The organism is Flavobacterium tagetis (assembly GCF_016735615.1).
Taxonomy (GTDB): domain Bacteria; phylum Bacteroidota; class Bacteroidia; order Flavobacteriales; family Flavobacteriaceae; genus Flavobacterium; species Flavobacterium tagetis.
Genome location: NZ_JAERSF010000001.1, coordinates 1254369 through 1271653 on the forward strand (window position 1 = coordinate 1254369; position 17285 = coordinate 1271653).

At 34.3% G+C, this 17285-nt stretch carries 14 protein-coding genes; 10 read left to right on the forward strand and 4 right to left on the reverse strand.

All coding sequences use genetic code 11. The features are described from left to right. The first annotated feature begins 201 nt into the window (after window positions 1–201). From JI750_RS05435 to JI750_RS05455, 5 genes are all read left to right on the forward strand, one after another. Window positions 202–1164, forward strand: coding sequence for a polyphosphate kinase 2 family protein (locus tag JI750_RS05435; protein WP_201999291.1), 963 nt, complete (start codon window positions 202–204; stop codon window positions 1162–1164). Window positions 1165–1227: 63 nt separating this feature from the next. Further along, window positions 1228–2907 carry a SulP family inorganic anion transporter gene (locus tag JI750_RS05440; protein ID WP_201999292.1) on the forward strand — a complete coding sequence of 560 codons (1680 nt, stop codon included), beginning with the start codon at window positions 1228–1230 and terminating at the stop codon, window positions 2905–2907. 159 nt (window positions 2908–3066) lie between these two features. Next, window positions 3067–4425, forward strand: a complete 1359-nt coding sequence (gene trhO, locus JI750_RS05445; protein ID WP_201999293.1) for an oxygen-dependent tRNA uridine(34) hydroxylase TrhO — start codon at window positions 3067–3069, stop codon at window positions 4423–4425. Between the two features lie 184 nt (window positions 4426–4609). Beyond that, the gene (locus tag JI750_RS05450; protein WP_201999294.1) at window positions 4610–5851 is read left to right on the forward strand and encodes a peptidase U32 family protein; all 1242 of its coding nucleotides are present in this window, start codon (window positions 4610–4612) and stop codon (window positions 5849–5851) included. After that, on the forward strand, window positions 5851–6081 hold the full coding sequence (locus JI750_RS05455) for a ferredoxin (RefSeq protein WP_111377683.1): 231 nt from the start codon (window positions 5851–5853) through the stop codon (window positions 6079–6081). The genes JI750_RS05450 and JI750_RS05455 overlap by 1 nt, the downstream gene beginning before the upstream one ends. Before the next feature lie 88 nt (window positions 6082–6169). Here the strand turns inward: JI750_RS05455 and JI750_RS05460 are convergent, their stop codons facing one another. The 4 genes from JI750_RS05460 to JI750_RS05475 form a co-directional block, all read right to left on the reverse strand. Then, the gene (locus JI750_RS05460) at window positions 6170–7369 is read right to left on the reverse strand and encodes a hypothetical protein (protein WP_201999295.1); all 1200 of its coding nucleotides are present in this window, start codon (window positions 7367–7369) and stop codon (window positions 6170–6172) included. 384 nt (window positions 7370–7753) lie between these two features. After that, a complete protein-coding gene (locus JI750_RS05465; protein WP_201999296.1) occupies window positions 7754–8296 on the reverse strand; it encodes a hypothetical protein in 543 nt (180 codons plus the stop codon). Window positions 8297–8315: 19 nt separating this feature from the next. Then, window positions 8316–9668 (reverse strand): ankyrin repeat domain-containing protein, encoded by a 1353-nt coding sequence (locus tag JI750_RS05470; RefSeq protein ID WP_201999297.1) that lies wholly within the window; start codon window positions 9666–9668, stop codon window positions 8316–8318. 28 nt (window positions 9669–9696) lie between these two features. After that, entirely contained in the window at window positions 9697–10878 is a 1182-nt protein-coding gene (locus JI750_RS05475) for an ankyrin repeat domain-containing protein (protein WP_201999298.1), read from the reverse strand. Between the two features lie 356 nt (window positions 10879–11234). Between JI750_RS05475 and JI750_RS05480 the strand changes: the two genes are divergently transcribed. The 5 genes from JI750_RS05480 to bla all read left to right on the forward strand — a co-directional run bounded on the left by JI750_RS05480 (window position 11235) and on the right by bla (window position 17236). Next, window positions 11235–12614, forward strand: a complete 1380-nt coding sequence (locus JI750_RS05480; RefSeq protein ID WP_201999784.1) for a PSP1 domain-containing protein — start codon at window positions 11235–11237, stop codon at window positions 12612–12614. Continuing rightward, window positions 12598–13077 (forward strand): gliding motility lipoprotein GldH, encoded by a 480-nt coding sequence (locus JI750_RS05485; RefSeq protein WP_111377678.1) that lies wholly within the window; start codon window positions 12598–12600, stop codon window positions 13075–13077. Before JI750_RS05480 ends, JI750_RS05485 begins: the two co-directional genes overlap by 17 nt. A 10-nt stretch (window positions 13078–13087) precedes the next feature. Next, complete coding sequence (locus JI750_RS05490) at window positions 13088–15394, forward strand: penicillin-binding protein 1A (protein ID WP_201999299.1); 2307 nt, start codon at window positions 13088–13090, stop codon at window positions 15392–15394. 166 nt (window positions 15395–15560) lie between these two features. Continuing rightward, a complete protein-coding gene (locus JI750_RS05495; RefSeq protein ID WP_201999300.1) occupies window positions 15561–16262 on the forward strand; it encodes a CoA transferase subunit A in 702 nt (233 codons plus the stop codon). A gap of 92 nt (window positions 16263–16354) precedes the next feature. After that, window positions 16355–17236, forward strand: coding sequence for a class A beta-lactamase, subclass A2 (bla, locus tag JI750_RS05500; protein WP_201999301.1), 882 nt, complete (start codon window positions 16355–16357; stop codon window positions 17234–17236). Window positions 17237–17285: the final 49 nt, after the last annotated feature.

Consider the following 17285-nt stretch of genomic DNA (forward strand, 5'->3'; position numbering starts at 1 on the left):
CAATAGCTAAGTTAGCGTTTTTTTGGTTAGGTGGTTAAATATTGTGCGAATTTTGTTAATTTTAGTTAAAATTTTATCTGTCTGTATTTCAATTGATAATGCAAATTAGGATGAAGTGTCATTTACTGCCGATAAACTGCATTTTTGTAAGAATAAATTATTCAAAGGACTAGTAGTAATAATTCAAAAACTTATGTAATTATGTCAAAAAATAACAAGAAAAAACATAAAAAAGAGGAAAGGGATGATAATGATTTAAAAAAATTAACTAAAAAGGAATTATTACATCGGGCAAAAAAATTTTCTGAGCAATATTGTGTTGGAGACGATAAGAACTTCACATTAAAAGGTAAACCAACTTCTTATTCTATAGAAAATGACGATATCTCAGTTCGGAAAACATTAAAAATGGGGGTTAAGGCTCTAGCTGCCATGCAGGATATTTTGTATGCGCAAGATAAGTGGTCTGTTCTTATTATTTTTCAAGCTATGGATGCTGCTGGAAAAGATGGTGCTATAAAGCATGTAATGTCAGGAATAAATCCGCAGGGCTGTCAGGTTTCTTCTTTTAAGGGACCAAGCTCAGAAGAATTAGATCATGATTATTTATGGCGTTGTCAAAAGCACCTTCCAGAAAGAGGCAGAATAGGAATCTTTAATCGTTCTTACTATGAAGAAGTATTGGTGGTTCGTGTTCATGAACAAATATTGAGAGGGCAAAAACTTCCTGAGAAATTGATTACCAAAGACATTTGGGATAATCGTTTTGAAGACATTCGAAACTTTGAAAAATATCTGAATAGAAACGGAACAGTTGTCATCAAGTTTTTTCTAAATGTTTCTAAAGAAGAACAGAAGAGAAGATTTATTGAAAGAGTTGATAATCCTGATAAAAACTGGAAATTCAGTGCAGCCGATGCCAAAGAGAGGGGCTATTGGGACGATTATATGTATGCTTATGAAGAATTGATTAAAAATACATCTACCAAAAAATCACCTTGGTATGTAATTCCTGCCGATGATAAGTCTTATGCCCGAATTGCAATTGCTTCTGCAATTATTCATGCTTTAGACGAAATGGATTTGGAATATCCTAAGGTAAGTGCAGAAAAAATAGCAGAACTCAATGAGGTTAAAAAAGCATTGTTAGAAGAGAAAGAGTAACCTTTTACAATTATAAGCATTCATTTATAATTGTGAATTAGTACTATTTTAATCTTTCTTAATATGATTTCTAAGCTTTTACCCTCACTAGATTGGATTAAAAATTATGAAAAACAGAATCTCAAAAGAGATTTTATTGCAGGCGTAACTCTTGCCGCTTATGGAATTCCTGTTTCTCTTGCCTATGCAACGCTTGCAGGTTTACCGCCTCAATATGGAATTTATGGTTATCTCATTGGCGGAATATTTTATGCTTTATTAGGATCCAGCAGACAACTTGCAATAGGTCCTACATCTGCAATTTCTTTATTAGTAGGCACAACTATATCAGGTATGGCAAACGGCGATGTGCAACGATGGTCAGAAATTGCCTCGCTTACAGCATTAGTGTTTGCAGGAATGGCCATCATAGCCTATCTGCTGAGGTTAAGTGGCATCATTAATTTTATCAGTGAGACTGTTTTGGTTGGGTTCAAAGCGGGTGCGGCGATCACTATCGGTTTAACACAATTGCCGAAATTGTTTGGAGTTAAAGGAGGAGGAGATAATTTCTTGGAACGAATTGTTATTCTTTTTCATCAAATTCCAGATATGAATACTGCTGTTTTTATTTTTGGAATAATTGCTATTCTGATATTAATTATAGGAGAAAAAGTAGCTCCGCAGTTTCCGGTTGCAATATTAATAGTGATTTTATCCATTATACTTATTTCGAGCACTTCATTAAAATATGCAGAATTCCATACCGTTGGGATTATTCCGACGGGACTTCCTGAGTTTCATTTACCTTCTCTCCGAATTCGAGATGTTGAGGGAGTTTTGCCTCTCGCAATGGCTTGTTTCTTATTGTCTTATATAGAAAGCGTTTCTGCCGGACGAACTTTAGCACAAAAAAATGGATATGTTATCAATCCGCGACAAGAACTTCTAGCACTTGGAGTTGCCAATGCGGCTGTTTCACTCGGACATGGTTATCCTGTTGCGGGCGGTTTATCACAATCAGCTGTAAATGATGCTGCTGGAGCTAAAACACCATTGTCACTTTTGTTTGCTTCCGGCGCTATTGCCTGTTGTCTTTTGTTTTTGACAGGATATCTTCAAAATCTGCCGACCGTAATCTTGGCCGCGATTGTTCTAGTAGCGATAAGAGGTCTTTTTGATTGGAAAGAAATAAGACACCTTTATAAAATAAACAAACAAGAATTTGCAGTTGTGATGATTGCGCTTGCAGGAGTATTGATCTGGGGAATTCTCGCGGGAGTTTTACTTGCAACACTTGTAACCTTATTGCTTTTATTGAAAGCAGCTTCGAAACCTCATGTAGCTTTTTTGGGAAGAGTTCCGGGAACGAGAATTTATACAGATCTGAAAAGACATCCCGATAATGAGAAAATAGATCATATATTGATTGTTAGAGTAGAATCTTCCATATTTTATTTTAATGCAGAATATATTAAAGAGCGAATTTTAGAAAAAATCTACAGCGAGCAAGGTTCTTTAAAAACAGTAATATTAGACCTCAATTCGTCACCCCGAGTTGATATTGCTGGCGCGCGTTTCTTAAAGAACTTGTTTATTGATTTGCAGACCAAAAATATTACCCTAAAAATTGCAGAAGCCCGTTCTGATGTTAGAGATAGCCTTCGTGCAGAAAATCTTGAAATTCTTTTTGGGCATATTAGTCGCTCTGTTTCTGTGGATGATCTGGTACAGCTTTCTGCAAAAGAACATCAAAAGCATTGAAATATACTGTAAATCAATTTATAAAGAGCTGAAAGGTGTTAAAAAAATCAGATAATTAAGGAAAGATCATTTTTAATCTCAAAATAAACTCTAAATTTGCCGCAGATTTTAAAGAAAATCTAAAAAACATATATTTCTTAACTTAAAACTGTTTATAGCATGCAACTGTATAACACTTTGAGCGCAGAAGAAAGAGCCATCATGATCGATGATGCAGGACAACAACGACTTACGTTGTCTTTCTATGCGTATGCCAAAATTCAAGATCCACAAAAATTTCGTAATGATTTATTCGTAGCCTGGAATGCCCTAGATGCATTAGGCCGAATTTATGTTGCCAACGAAGGAATAAATGCTCAAATGAGTATTCCTGCCGAAAATTTTGAAGCTTTTAGAGAAACGCTTGAGGCTTACGATTTCATGAAAGGCATCCGATTGAATGTTGCTGTAGAACATGATGATCATTCGTTTTTAAAATTAACGATTAAAGTACGTCATAAAATTGTTGCTGACGGATTAAACGACGACACTTTTGATGTAACCAATATAGGCGTTCACTTGAAAGCCAAAGAATTCAACGAGATCCTTGATGATCCAAACACAATTGTAGTGGATTTTAGAAATCATTACGAAAGTGAAGTAGGACATTTTAAAAATGCGATTACTCCAGATGTTGAAACTTTCAGAGAGAGTTTGCCAATTATCAATGAACAGCTTAAAGATCACAAAGACGATAAAAATCTGGTAATGTATTGTACCGGAGGTATTCGTTGTGAAAAAGCGAGTGCTTATTTTAAACACCAAGGTTTCAAAAATGTGTATCAATTAGAAGGCGGAATTATTAATTACGCTAAACAATTGAAAGAGGAAGGTTTAGAAAGCAAATTTATTGGTAAAAACTTTGTATTTGATAATCGTCTGGGCGAAAGAATCACAGATGATATTATTTCGCAATGCCACCAATGCGGAAAACCTTGCGATAACCATACAAATTGTGAAAACGACGGTTGTCATTTATTGTTCATTCAGTGTGATGAATGTAAAGTGGCAATGGAAAACTGCTGTTCTACAGAATGTTTAGAGATTATCCACATGCCATTGGTTGACCAAGTTCGTTTAAGAACTGGAAAACAAGTTGGAAACAAAGTGTTCAGAAAAGGTAAATCTGAAAACCTAAAATTCAAACATTCGGGGGAATTGCCAGAAACTGCTTTGGCAACTGTGCAAAAAACAGCTGACATTCGTCAGAAAATAAAAGTAAAGAAAGTGCTTCTTGGAAAAGCAGAGCATTATTATGTAAAAGCACAAGTTGGACAGTTTACTATCGAAAACCAAGAACTAAACAGCGGTGACAAAATCTTAATTTCTGGCCCGACTACAGGCGATCAGGAAATGGTTTTGGACAAAATCATTGTTAATGGTGCAGAAACTCAAACTGCTAAAATTGGTGATAAAGTTACTTTTGAGGTTCCTTTCAGAATTAGATTGTCTGATAAAGTATATAAGATTTTAGATTGAATTTAATAGTAGTGTTACGGCATTTACATTAAATTTTGATAATATAGAACAAAGCCCACGGTTTCAACCGTGGGCTTTTTTTATTAATATACTGCGGATGACTTTTAAAATATAGACATGATAAAAATCATAGGAATCTAATCTATACCCACATTATTTTTGTCATTTGAATAATAAATCAGAAATGACATATACCAACAAAATCGAACTCATGTCTCCAGCAGGAGACTTTGAATCGCTTCAGGCTGCTTTAGATAATGGCTGTGATTCCGTATATTTTGGAGTTGAACAGCTTAATATGCGTGCACGTTCAACAGTGAACTTTAGCATTGACGATTTAAAAGAAATTGCCAATCGATGTGAAGCCAAAAATGTTCGAAGCTATCTTACTCTAAATACGATTATTTACGATCACGATTTATCAGTCGTAAAAACATTATTGACAAAAGCTAAAGAAGCTTATATTACAGCTGTAATTGCTTCTGATCAAGCTGTAATTGCAATGGCAAGATCAATAGGAATGGAAGTTCATATTTCGACTCAGTTGAATGTAACAAATATTGAAACCATTAAATTCTACAGCTTATTTGCAGATACAATGGTTTTAAGCCGTGAGTTAAGCTTACGTCAAGTAAAGAATATCACAGATCAAATTGAGAAAGAGCAGATAAAAGGACCAAATGGAAATTTAGTTGAAATCGAAATCTTTGGTCATGGAGCTTTGTGTATGGCGGTTTCAGGAAAATGTTATTTGAGCCTGCATTCGCATAATTCATCTGCAAATCGTGGCGCATGCAAACAAAACTGCCGAAAAAAATATACAGTTATCGATCAAGAAACAGGTTTCGAAATCGAATTGGATAACGAATACATGATGTCGCCAAAAGATTTGTGTACACTGGATTTCTTAGATCAGGTTATTGATTCGGGAATTAAAGTTTTAAAAATCGAAGGGCGAGGACGTGCGCCAGAATATGTGGCAACGGTAACCAAAACTTATCGTGAAGCGATTGATGCTTACTATGAAGGTACTTTTTCCAAAGAAAAAACTGTAGAATGGATGAAAGCCTTGGAAACGGTTTATAATCGTGGATTCTGGTCTGGATATTATCTAGGACAGGAATTAGGTGAATGGAGCGATATTCCAGGATCTGCAGCAACTCAGAAAAAAGTTTATGTTGGAAAAGGGACGCATTACTTTCCAAAAGCTGAGGTTGGGCAATTTAAGATTGAAGCGTATGATATTAAAATTGGAGATAAAATCTTAGTAACAGGACCTAGTACAGGTGCTCAAGAAATGATTATTGATGAAATGTTTGTAAATGATATTGCTGGCGAAAAAGCTACAAAGGGAGACGATTGTACTTTTAAACTTCCATTCAGAATCAGAATGTCGGACAAATTATATAAAATTGTTGAGGCATAATGGTTATTATAACATTACAACGAGATAAATGTATTGGCTGTAATTACTGTGTCGAAATGGATCCAGTTCATTTTCAGATGTCTAAAAAAGATGGAAAATCGGTTCTCATTCATTCGCAGAATGCAAAAGGATTTTTTACATTAAAATCTCCCAATCATGCAATTGTTGAAAGCTGTGAATTGGCTGCGAAAGCTTGTCCTGTAAAGATTATTACGGTTAAAGAAACTTAGGAATATTTTAATCACATCAAAAAGAGCCGCAAATGTGCGGCTCTTTTTGGTTAAATACGTTGTGACAATTGTATTAATGTGCTGTTGTTTATGCTTCTTCAATTTTTACTGTTTCGATATTCTCATCAATTTCAGTCCATTCTGGAGCTTCCCAAAATATAGCAATATGAAGATTATATATTCCAATTGCGGCATAAGCGAGAATGCAGAAATAATAGAAACCGTTAGGGCGATCTTGAAATAAAAAGAATAAGAATCCCATAGCTAATATTGCAAAACCTATCCAAACACCTTTTCTAAAGTATATTATAAAAATATACAACAAGATAACTAACCCACTTAAATAAATTAAGTCCTGACGGTTTAATTCAAGCCTTATAAATTTGTAAATGGCATAGGCACTCAGTAATAACAAAAGAAATACTTGAAAGTATGATTTCCTTTGGTTTTCATTTTCTTCGATTTCCAAATATTCTTCATTCGTTAAAGGAGTGTTTTTGAGGAAAAAGAATAGAAAAGGAATTAAGTTAATTACAGGTATAAAACTCAACAGGTAAATCCAAAAAGGTCTTCTGCGTAAAGCAGCTAATTGCGAAAGCAATAGTTGGGAGAATAATAAATAGACAAATGTAATTTGAAAAATGACACGAATAACAGTATAGATATTGTTGTAAATTCCTGAAATATTTGGACCTGAAGAATTGAACCAATTGACTGAAAACTGTTCTGTAAAAACCAAATGAACAGCAAGGAACGAAGTAAACAATAGAGAAAAATGTATCGTGAATTTTTTATAGCTAAGAAAAGCAGCTGTAGGCATTTTTATAAAATTCCTAAAAGAAAATCCAGCATCTAATAGAAATATAAAATAGAAAAAAGTCAATATCGAAAATAATCTAAAAAATACTACTTCATAAGGCCAAGCAGAGCCGTAAAAATCGCTAAAAGTTAATACAGAAACTGTTTTTTGATATAAAGCCTCAATGCTTATAGAAGTAAACATTCCTATTAGATAGCCTAAAAAGTTGATTTCTTTATTATAAAATATTTTTCCTCTTAAGAGACCATACAAGGCATATGGTTGCAAATAACCTAAAGCAAAATAAAGTATAAAAAAGGGACTATTAGCATAAGATTCGCGAAGATCTGAAAAAGTAAAGATTATGTCTGATAGTATTGCTGGCAGACACAGCAAAAGGAGATATTTTAGTTTATCGAATTTCTTTTCATTAACTGCTTCCCAGCAAAGAGCTATTATTATAATTAGGGCATTAATTATTGTGTTCAAAATATTTGCCCACAAAGGTAGGTTTTGGGGCCCTCGAAAAGGGATTAGCATACCTGATAATCCAGATCCTCCAACACTAGAAACGGAAAAATTATTGATGATAAATTGTTTTATAATAAGAAGGAAGGCAATAATGGCAAGAGGGAAAACGATCGCCTTAAACTTTGAAAAGTTAAAACGGTAAAAATAGTTTATCTCCTCTTTTGGTTGGTTTGGTAAAACATGAGTGTTCATTTGCTGGGGTTTGTTTTGGGTTAGTCTAAATCTCAAAATTTTGGTACGAGTAAACTTAACAAATTTTAATTCTTTTGAAATAAAAAAATGACCCTATTTTGTGTCGCCACAAATAAGGTCATTTTACTTATCTAACTCAATAAAGGATTTTTAAAATCCGATTTTAGCATTGATATTATGCTTATCGACATACGTTTGCGCAACATTCATCAATTTGGTAAACTTCGCATCTATATCTTTTTGAGTTGAAGCGTCAAAATCAGCAATTGCTTTTTCAATTTGTTCTGGAGAAGCTTTTTCATCTTTCAGTTTGGCAATTGGCAAATAGCCTTCTTTTTGTTTCGCGATTACATAGGTAAATAAGTCTTTCGATGCCTGAAGAAGCTCTTTGTTGTCTTCATCTTCCGGTATGTCCTGAATTGTTTTTAATCGCGTTTCTAAATTCGTTATATCATATTTAAAAGAATCTTGATAAGTAGACGGAATCATCTTTTTTTGTGTTTCATCATAAACTAGTGCTTCAGATTGCAGCTTTTCATTGATTTCTTTACTTCCAAAACGAGATAATAAATTCGAATTTAAAGCGGCAATTTCAAAAGTTTTTTCTGGCGAAAGGTTGGCGCATGATGTAGAAACTAAGCTTCCGGCAATTAATATTAAAAATAGAGTTGTGGCATTTAAGATTTTTTTCATTTTTGAATTTATTTATTATTTATCCTTTTAAAATTTTACTTTTCTCGGCATCAAATTCCTCCGAAGTTAAGATTCCAGCATCTAGAAGTTCCTTTAAATCTAATAATGCTTTTTTCTTTGCTTCCATCGAATTTGAAACTTCGGCTTTTGGTGCTTCGGGTTGCTGTGGAGTATTTATTGGATTTATAACAGTTCCTGGCGGAGCATATTTCAGAATAAGTTCCGTAATTTCATTAAAACCTTTTACATTCGAATAATCTATCGCTTTTTGTTCTTTCACATTTACGATTGAAGCATCGGCTTTATTGTCCAATAAATACTTTACAACATCTTTTTTTCCGTTTGCAGCGCTGTAATGAAGTGGCGTATTTCCAGATTCGTCTTGAATATTGATGTTTGCTCCAGCTTCGATAAGCAGTTTAACCATACTTAAGTTCCCTTTTTTGGTTGCTACATGCAGCAGACTTTCTCCGCCATAATTATATGAACTGTTTAAAGTAAAACTCGATTCGTTTGAAATATTTGTTGCACTTACAATCCAATCCAAATAATCATTCATAGAAGAAGTGTCGCCAGCGACTGGTTTACTGTAATTCACATCAACTCCGTTTTCTAGAAACAAAGCCACAATTTCCTTTTGATTATTCGCGCAAGCATACCAAATTGGAGAATATCCATTATTACTCGAAGTAAATACATCTGAGCCTCTTTCAATCAATAATTTAGCTAACATTCTATTGGTTTCATAGCAAGAAATTAAGAGTGCATTTTCACCAGAATGATTCGCATGGTTTATATCGGCACCGTTATCTAAAAGCAATGTCACCATCGGAATCGATTTGGTGTAACAAGCATAAATAAGAGGCGTATTTCCCTGTTTATCGGTTACGTTAATATCGGCACGATTGTCTAAAAGCAATTGAATAATTTCTCTATTTAATTTTGCCGAAGCCAATAATAGCGGAGTTTCTCCATTGTTGTTCAGTAAATTAACATCGATTCCATCTTGAAGCAACTTTGTTGCAATTTCAATTTGAGCTGTCTGAACGACTAAATGCAACAGGCTATTTCCGTATTTGTCGTTTTTGGTAATTTCTGCTCCATTTTCTAAAAGATGTAATGCAGTTTGTTTTTGTTTTTGAAGACAGGCAAAATACAAAGGCGTTTCTCCTTGATGATCTTCGTAGTTAATATCGGCACCTTCTTCGCTTAGAATTTTCACAATATCGAGGTAACCGCGGTGCGCGGCATAATGAAGAGCAGTTCTTCCTTTTTCATCGGTGTATTTTACATCTACTTCTTTATTTTGAAGCAGCAATTCTGCTATTTTTCGGTTCCCGTTTTCGCAGGCAACTATAAATGACATTGACATGTTTGAGTAATTTTAAATAAATGATCGTTTATTGTTTCATTAAAAGTTCAACGGTTTTGATCTTGAGATTATCTCCAGAAGCAAGCATTAAAGCTGTTTCGTCTTTATCGTTTGTAATCGAAATGTCGGCACCTTGATCTATTAGCAGTTTTACTTTTCTATAGGTTTCTTTTGCCATTTCTGCATCGTAATTGACATTATAGGCGCAAACTTTATGTAAAATGGTGTTTCCTTGATTGTCTTGTTCGTTAACATCAACAGATCCACTCTCAAGAACTGATTTTAAAATACCCGATTTTTTCTCAACAATATAATCTATACCCGATTTCGGATTTCCATAATATTCAGCGCAGTGATTTAAATCGGCTCCGTCTGACAATAATTTTTTTAGTGAATTTAGATCGTATTCAGAATCAGACATCATTCGGATAAACTCTGTAAGTAAAGTTTTTCCATTTTTATTGGTGCTATTAAAATTCACGGAGGATGATTCTGCCAAAAGTTCGTACATCGGAAAAGAAAACTGTTCAGCAGCAGCATAATAAAAAGCACTGTTTTCTTGGTTATCAGTTTCATTAGGATCTGCTCCATTTTCTAATAAAAACGGTAAAAGATCTTTTCGGTTTCTTTTAACAGCACAAATTAGAGGAGTAGTTCCAACAATATTTTTCTCGTTGATGTCAACGCCATTGTTTATCAAAATGCTGATATATTCTTTTACTTTTTCTGCGTCAAGACCATAAGTGTTTAGAATGGTATAGATGAAATTCTCACCTGCATTGTTCTTATACTGAGTGTTAGCTCCAAATTCATCAACTAAAACTTTAACTATTTTTGGCGAAGCTCCTTTTTCAAGGAAATAACCTAGAAGAGTTTTGTCGCTTATTTCGTCGTTGATGTTATCCATTTTCGACATCAATTCCTTGAAGAAAGCAATCGAATCTTCGTCATCTTTTAAATATAAAGTCAATGGTTTAAAAATAGATTGATCAAAACTGTCCAATTCATAAATATCGGTTTCAATAAATCCAGCTTTTATTAATTTTTCGATGAAATCAATTTCTTTGGCGTCTATAATTTTGGCAGTAATCTGCGAAAAATTGTTCTTTAGATATTGCTCGTTAAATTTTTCTCCGTTATTTAGACATTCTCTGGCCTCGTCAAATTTTCCTTGAAAAAGGAAATTTTCAATCTGGTTTTGTGTTTGCATTAGAAATATATTTAAAAATGATGATAAGTTTTAATTGCAATTAGGTTTGAAAATAGTGGCCTCGCAAACCAAGCTGTAAGATAAAACATAAAAATCGTAAATATATTTTAGGATAAAAAGTTAAAAAGAACTTTTACGATTTATAACAGACAGAAAACATTGTGTGCAAGCTTTTTTATTCATAAGTAAGAATAAACTTCTGTTTTTTGAAGAATTTTATTTATAAAACATTTCATTTTTTATTTAACAAACCATTAGTTTTAATCCATAAAAAGCAAAATAAAAAAAATACTATCTTTACCGATCAAACGTTTATGAACTTAAGCTGCGTTTTGGCAGCACTACATAATATAATTATGGCATGTACAAGTTGTTCAACCTCAGATGGTGGCGCACCAAAAGGTTGTAAAAATAATGGGACTTGCGGCACCGATAGCTGCAATAAATTGACGGTTTTTGACTGGCTTTCTAACATGAGTCCGTCTAATGGAGAGGCGATTTTTGATTGTGTTGAGGTTCGTTTTAAAAACGGACGCAAGGAATTTTTTAGAAATTCGGAGAAATTAACTTTAAGTATTGGCGATATTGTAGCAACTGTTGCTTCACCAGGACACGATATTGGAATTGTGACTCTTACAGGAGAATTGGTAAAGATTCAAATGAAGAAAAAGGGGGTGAATTACGAAAGTAATGATGTCCCAAAAATATATAGAAAAGCATCTCAAAAAGATATTGATATCTGGTCTGTGGCCCGTGATCGTGAAGAACCAATGAAAGTTCGTGCACGTGAATTGGCGATTCAACACAAATTGGAAATGAAAATTTCGGATATCGAATTTCAAGGAGACGGATCGAAAGCGACTTTTTACTACACTGCAAACGATCGTGTCGATTTTAGAATGCTGATTAAAGATTTTGCTAAAGAATTCAGTACCAGAGTTGAAATGAAACAAGTTGGTTTCCGCCAGGAAGCGGCTCGTTTAGGTGGAGTTGGTTCTTGCGGACGTGAACTTTGCTGTTCGACTTGGTTAACAGATTTTAGAAGTGTAAATACATCAGCAGCGCGTTATCAGCAATTATCATTGAATCCGCAAAAATTAGCGGGGCAATGCGGAAAATTAAAATGCTGTCTAAACTATGAGTTAGACACTTACATGGACGCATTAAAGGATTTTCCTGATTACGATACAAAATTGATTACGGAAAAAGGAGACGCTGTCTGCCAAAAACAAGATATTTTTAAAGGATTAATGTGGTTTGCTTACACCAATAATTTCGCAAACTGGCATGTTTTAAAAATTGATCAGGTAAAAGAAATTATTGCTGAAAATAAGCAGAAAAATAAAGTTTCTTCTTTAGAAGATTTTGCTGTTGAGGTAGTTGCAGAGCCAGAAAAAGATTTTAATAACGCAATGGGACAAGAGAGTTTAACTCGTTTCGACCAGCCAAAAAGAAAGAAAAAACCAAATCGCAAGCGTAAACAAAATGCGGAAACAGCTGGTGTTGCAACTCCGATAAAACCACAGCAGGAAAAAAATGCCAATAACGCTAAACCAGCAGGAAATAATAACCCGAATAATGGTAATGCTGGGAATAAACCAAATCCAAACAAGCCAAATCATAAGAAAAAGCATAATTCGAATAAAAACAATCCGAATAAGCAGAATTCAAATGAAAATAAACCTGCTGAACCTAGAAAACCAATAACGAATACTAAAAATGAGAATAAAAAATAGCGGAATTCTTCTCTTGGCAGCAATACTTCTTTTTTCTTGTGATAAAAAAAGAGTATTCGACGAGTATAAATCTGTTGGAAGCGCTTGGCACAAAGACAGTATTATAAGCTTTGATCTGCCGGTTTTAGATTCTACAAAAAAATACAATGCCTTTGTAAACATACGAGATAATAACAATTATCCGTTTAATAATTTGTTTTTGATTGTAGCTTTAGAAACCCCAAGCGGTTTTACAAAAGTAGATACGTTAGAATATCAAATGGCAGCACCAGACGGGACTTTATTAGGAAATGGATTTTCTGATATAAAAGAAAGTAAGCTCTTTTACAAAGAAGATGTAAAATTTACAGGAAAATATAAAGTTCATATCAAACAAGCTGTTAGACAATCAGGTAAAATTCCTGGAGTTGAAGCTTTACAAGGAATTACAGACGTTGGTTTTAGAATAGAACAAAAAGATTAGAAAAATAGTTATGGCTGCTAAAAAAAACAATCCATCAAATAAAACTAAGGATATTAATTATTACAAGAAGAAATTCTGGAGGGTATTTGCTTACTCTTTATTAGGGGTTTTAGCTTTCTTCTTATTTGCCTCATGGGGTTTATTTGGATCTATGCCTTCGTTTGAAGATTTAGAAAATCCAGATTCGAACCTTGCCACAGAAATTATTTCTTCTGATGGAGTGGTGTTAGGTAAATATTTCAAAACCAATAGATCTCAGCTTAAATATTCAGATTTGCCTAAAAATCTGGTTGAAGCGCTTGTTGCTACTGAAGATGCACGTTTCTACGAACATTCAGGAATTGACGGACGTGGAACTTTAAGAGCCGTTTTTAGTTTGGGAACAAACGGAGGTGCAAGTACATTGACACAACAGCTTGCAAAACAGTTGTTTCATGGAGAAGGATCTAAATTTCTTCCTTTTAGAATTGTACAAAAAATAAAGGAATGGATTATTGCCATTCGTTTGGAAAGGCAATATACCAAGAATGAAATTTTGGCGATGTACTGCAATGTTTACGACTTCGGAAATTATTCTGTTGGAGTAAGTTCTGCAGCACAGACTTATTTTTCTAAAGAACCAAAAGACTTGACCGTTGACGAATCGGCTATCTTGGTTGGAATGTTCAAAAACTCAGGTTTATACAATCCCGTTAGAAATCCAGAAGGAGTAAAGAATCGCCGTAATGTGGTTTTATCTCAAATGGCAAAAGCAAAAATGATTTCAGAAGCTGAAAAAGAAAGACTTCAAGCTTTGCCAATTACTTTGAAATTTAAGCTAGAAAGCCACCGTGAAGGTATTGCAACATATTTTAGAGAGTATCTTCGTGATTACATGAAGAAATGGGTAGCAGAAAACAAAAAACCAGACGGATCTGACTACGATATTTACAAAGACGGTCTTAAAATCTATACTACGATAGATTCTAGAATGCAAACTTATGCTGAAGAGGCTGTTGCAGCACACATGCAAAATCTTCAACAACAGTTTTATATTGATCAAAAAAACAATAAAAATGCTCCATTCGTAAATATCACACAAGCTGAGACAGATAGAATCATGATGCAGGCAATGAAGAATTCTGTTCGCTGGGCTCAGATGAAAGAAATGGACAAAAGCGAAGATGATATTATTGCTTCATTCAAAGTAAAAACAAAGATGCGTGTCTTTACTTGGAAAGGAGAAAGAGATACAGTAATGACGCCGTTAGATTCTATTCGTTATTACAAGCACTTTTTACAATCTGGTTTAATGTCTATGGAGCCTCAAACAGGAGCAATTAAAGCTTGGGTTGGAGGTATTAATTATAAATATTTCCAATACGATCACGTAGGACAGGGAGCAAGACAAGTAGGTTCTACTTTCAAACCTTTCGTTTATGCAACAGCAATCGAAGAATTGAATATGTCTCCTTGTGATTCTATTTTGGACGGGCCGTTTATGATTCACAAAGGGCGCCACCACGTAACAGAAGATTGGGAGCCAAGAAACTCAAACCATACTTACCGTGGTATGGTAACTTTAAAACAAGCTTTGGCTGGTTCTATTAATACAGTTTCGGCTAAATTAATTGACAGAACAAGCCCTGAAGCAGTTGTAGAATTGACGAAGAAATTAGGAGTTAAAACAGAAATTCCGGTACAGCCATCTATCGCACTAGGAGCTGTAGATATTACGGTTGAAGACATGGTTGCGGCGTATAGCACATTTGCAAACCAAGGAGTTTATGTAAAACCACAGTTTTTAAGCAGAATTGAGAATAAAAGCGGTGAGGTTATTTATGAGCCGATTCCAGAGTCTCATGACGTTTTAAATAAAGATATTGCTTTTGCAGTAATCAAATTGCTTGAAGGGGTTACAGAAAGTGGTTCTGGTGTGCGTTTACGTACGCAAGGCGGTGGAAGTGGAGATAACCGTTGGACAGGATATCCATATATGTTTACAAATCCAATTGCAGGTAAAACTGGAACAACGCAAAACCAGTCTGATGGTTGGTTTATGGGAATGGTTCCAAATTTAGTGACTGGAGTTTGGGTTGGATGTGAGGATCGTTCAGCGCGTTTCAAAAGTTTGACTTACGGACAAGGAGCTACAGCAGCTCTGCCAGTTTGGGGTTATTATATGAAAAAGTGTTACGCCGATAAAGATCTTCAGATTTCAAAATCTGAATTTGAACGTCCAGCAAACCTTTCTATCAAGGTAGATTGCTATCAAAGACCTGCAGTCGTAAAAGACACTACGCAAACAGAACAAAATACCGATGAGTTTGAATTGTAACAAAGTTGCAATAAAACTTATCTGATTATATTTGAATCCCTTTACAATTCTTTTTAGAAGATTAGTAAAGGGATTTTTCTTTAGGTTTTATTTTTACGAAATCGTTATAATTTAATCTAAAAATCTTATTTTTATCAAAAATATTCAGCAATAAAGATAGTTTGTTATGATAACAAAAAAAGTAAATAGCGTTCAGGATGCTATTGAAGGAATTGAAAACGGCATGACCATCATGTTTGGCGGTTTCGGATTATGCGGTATTCCTGAAAATACAATAGCAGCGTTGGTAAACACATCAATTTCAGATTTAACTTGTATTTCTAATAATGCAGGAGTTGATGACTTTGGCTTGGGATTATTGCTTCAGAAAAAGCAGATCAAAAAAATGATTTCTTCTTATGTGGGAGAAAATGCAGAATTTGAACGTCAGATGCTTTCGGGAGAATTAGAGGTTGAATTAACTCCACAAGGAACTCTTGCAGAACGCTGCCGTGCAGCTCAGGCTGGAATTCCAGCATTCTTTACTCCAGCTGGTTACGGAACAGAAGTGGCGGAAGGAAAAGAAGCTCGTGAATTCAACGGAAAAATGCACATTATGGAAGAAGCTTTCAAAGCCGATTTTGCAATCGTAAAAGCTTGGAAAGGAGATGAAGCAGGAAATCTAATTTTCAAAGGAACAGCCAGAAACTTTAACGCTTGTATGGCTGGAGCTGGAAAAATCACAATTGCAGAAGTAGAAGAATTGGTTCCGGTTGGCTCTTTAAATCCAAATCAGATTCATATTCCGGGGATTATGGTGCAACGTATTTTTCAAGGAGAAAAATTTGAAAAACGTATTGAGCAACGAACTGTAAGGGCTAGAAATTAGATAATTAGAAAATGAGGCAATTTTAGATAATTAATTTAGATTATGAATAGAATTATCTTATTATCAAATGGACTAATTGACACATTAAAAATATGACTAAATTTAGTATAGTTCTTTTTTCGTTCTTATCATTTCAGGTTTTTTCTCAAGCAAAGGATGAACTTCGAAATCAATTGCAGCAAATTATTTCGAGTAAAAGTGCAACTTTAGGTGTTTCTATCAAAGGTGTTGAAGATAAGGATACTTTAAGCATTAACGGCCATTTAAAAATGCCGATGATGAGTGTGTTTAAATTTCATATTGCTCTGGCAGTTTTACATAAAGTTGATGAAGGCAAACTTAATCTTGCTCAGGAAATTTTTATAAAAAAGAAAGATTTAAAGGAAGATACATGGAGTCCGATGAAAGTAGATTATCCAGAGGGAAATGTGAATTTGACTTTAGATAAAATACTTCGCTACACGGTTTCGCATAGTGATAATAACGGATGCGACATTTTGATCAATTTAGTCGGAGGTACAAAGTACATTCAAAAGTTTATAAATGAGCAAGGTATCAAGGATTTCGTTATTAAAATGAACGAAGACCAAATGAAGACTTGGAAAAATCTTTATGTCAATACCACAACTCCGATAGCGACAACAGAATTGCTTGAGAAGTTTTTTAAAGGCGAAGTTTTAAAAGAAGAAACGACAAAGTATTTGTATCAAATAATGGTTGAAACGTCAAGAGGTCTTACTTGGATGAAAGCCGGACTTCCTGAAGGAACTGAACTGGCACACAGAACTGGAATTTCTGGAACTAATGATAATAACCTGAGAGTGGCAATGAATGACATTGGAATTGTAAAGCTTCCAAACGGAGAACATTTTATTCTTTCAGTTTATTTAAAAGATATTACAGAGAAAAGAGAGGACACAGAAAAAATAATTGCAGACATCACAAAAGCAGTTTGGAATTATTTTAATAATTGAGATAATTAGACAATGTGCCAATTAGGTAATTAATTTAAAATGCAGATAG

Bases quoted from the DNA above. Each gene is read 5' to 3' on its own strand.
- JI750_RS05435 (WP_201999291.1), top strand. From the start codon at position 202: ATGTCAAAAAATAACAAGAAAAAACATAAAAAAGAGGAAAGGGATGAT.
- JI750_RS05450 (WP_201999294.1), top strand. From the start codon at position 4,610: ATGACATATACCAACAAAATCGAACTCATGTCTCCAGCAGGAGACTTT.
- JI750_RS05465 (WP_201999296.1), bottom strand. From the start codon at position 8,296: ATGAAAAAAATCTTAAATGCCACAACTCTATTTTTAATATTAATTGCC.
- JI750_RS05440 (WP_201999292.1), top strand. From the start codon at position 1,228: ATGATTTCTAAGCTTTTACCCTCACTAGATTGGATTAAAAATTATGAA.
- JI750_RS05475 (WP_201999298.1), bottom strand. From the start codon at position 10,878: ATGCAAACACAAAACCAGATTGAAAATTTCCTTTTTCAAGGAAAATTT.
- trhO (WP_201999293.1), top strand. From the start codon at position 3,067: ATGCAACTGTATAACACTTTGAGCGCAGAAGAAAGAGCCATCATGATC.
- JI750_RS05495 (WP_201999300.1), top strand. From the start codon at position 15,561: ATGATAACAAAAAAAGTAAATAGCGTTCAGGATGCTATTGAAGGAATT.
- JI750_RS05490 (WP_201999299.1), top strand. From the start codon at position 13,088: ATGGCTGCTAAAAAAAACAATCCATCAAATAAAACTAAGGATATTAAT.
- JI750_RS05455 (WP_111377683.1), top strand. From the start codon at position 5,851: ATGGTTATTATAACATTACAACGAGATAAATGTATTGGCTGTAATTAC.
- JI750_RS05480 (WP_201999784.1), top strand. From the start codon at position 11,235: ATGGCATGTACAAGTTGTTCAACCTCAGATGGTGGCGCACCAAAAGGT.
- JI750_RS05485 (WP_111377678.1), top strand. From the start codon at position 12,598: ATGAGAATAAAAAATAGCGGAATTCTTCTCTTGGCAGCAATACTTCTT.
- bla (WP_201999301.1), top strand. From the start codon at position 16,355: ATGACTAAATTTAGTATAGTTCTTTTTTCGTTCTTATCATTTCAGGTT.
- JI750_RS05470 (WP_201999297.1), bottom strand. From the start codon at position 9,668: ATGTCAATGTCATTTATAGTTGCCTGCGAAAACGGGAACCGAAAAATA.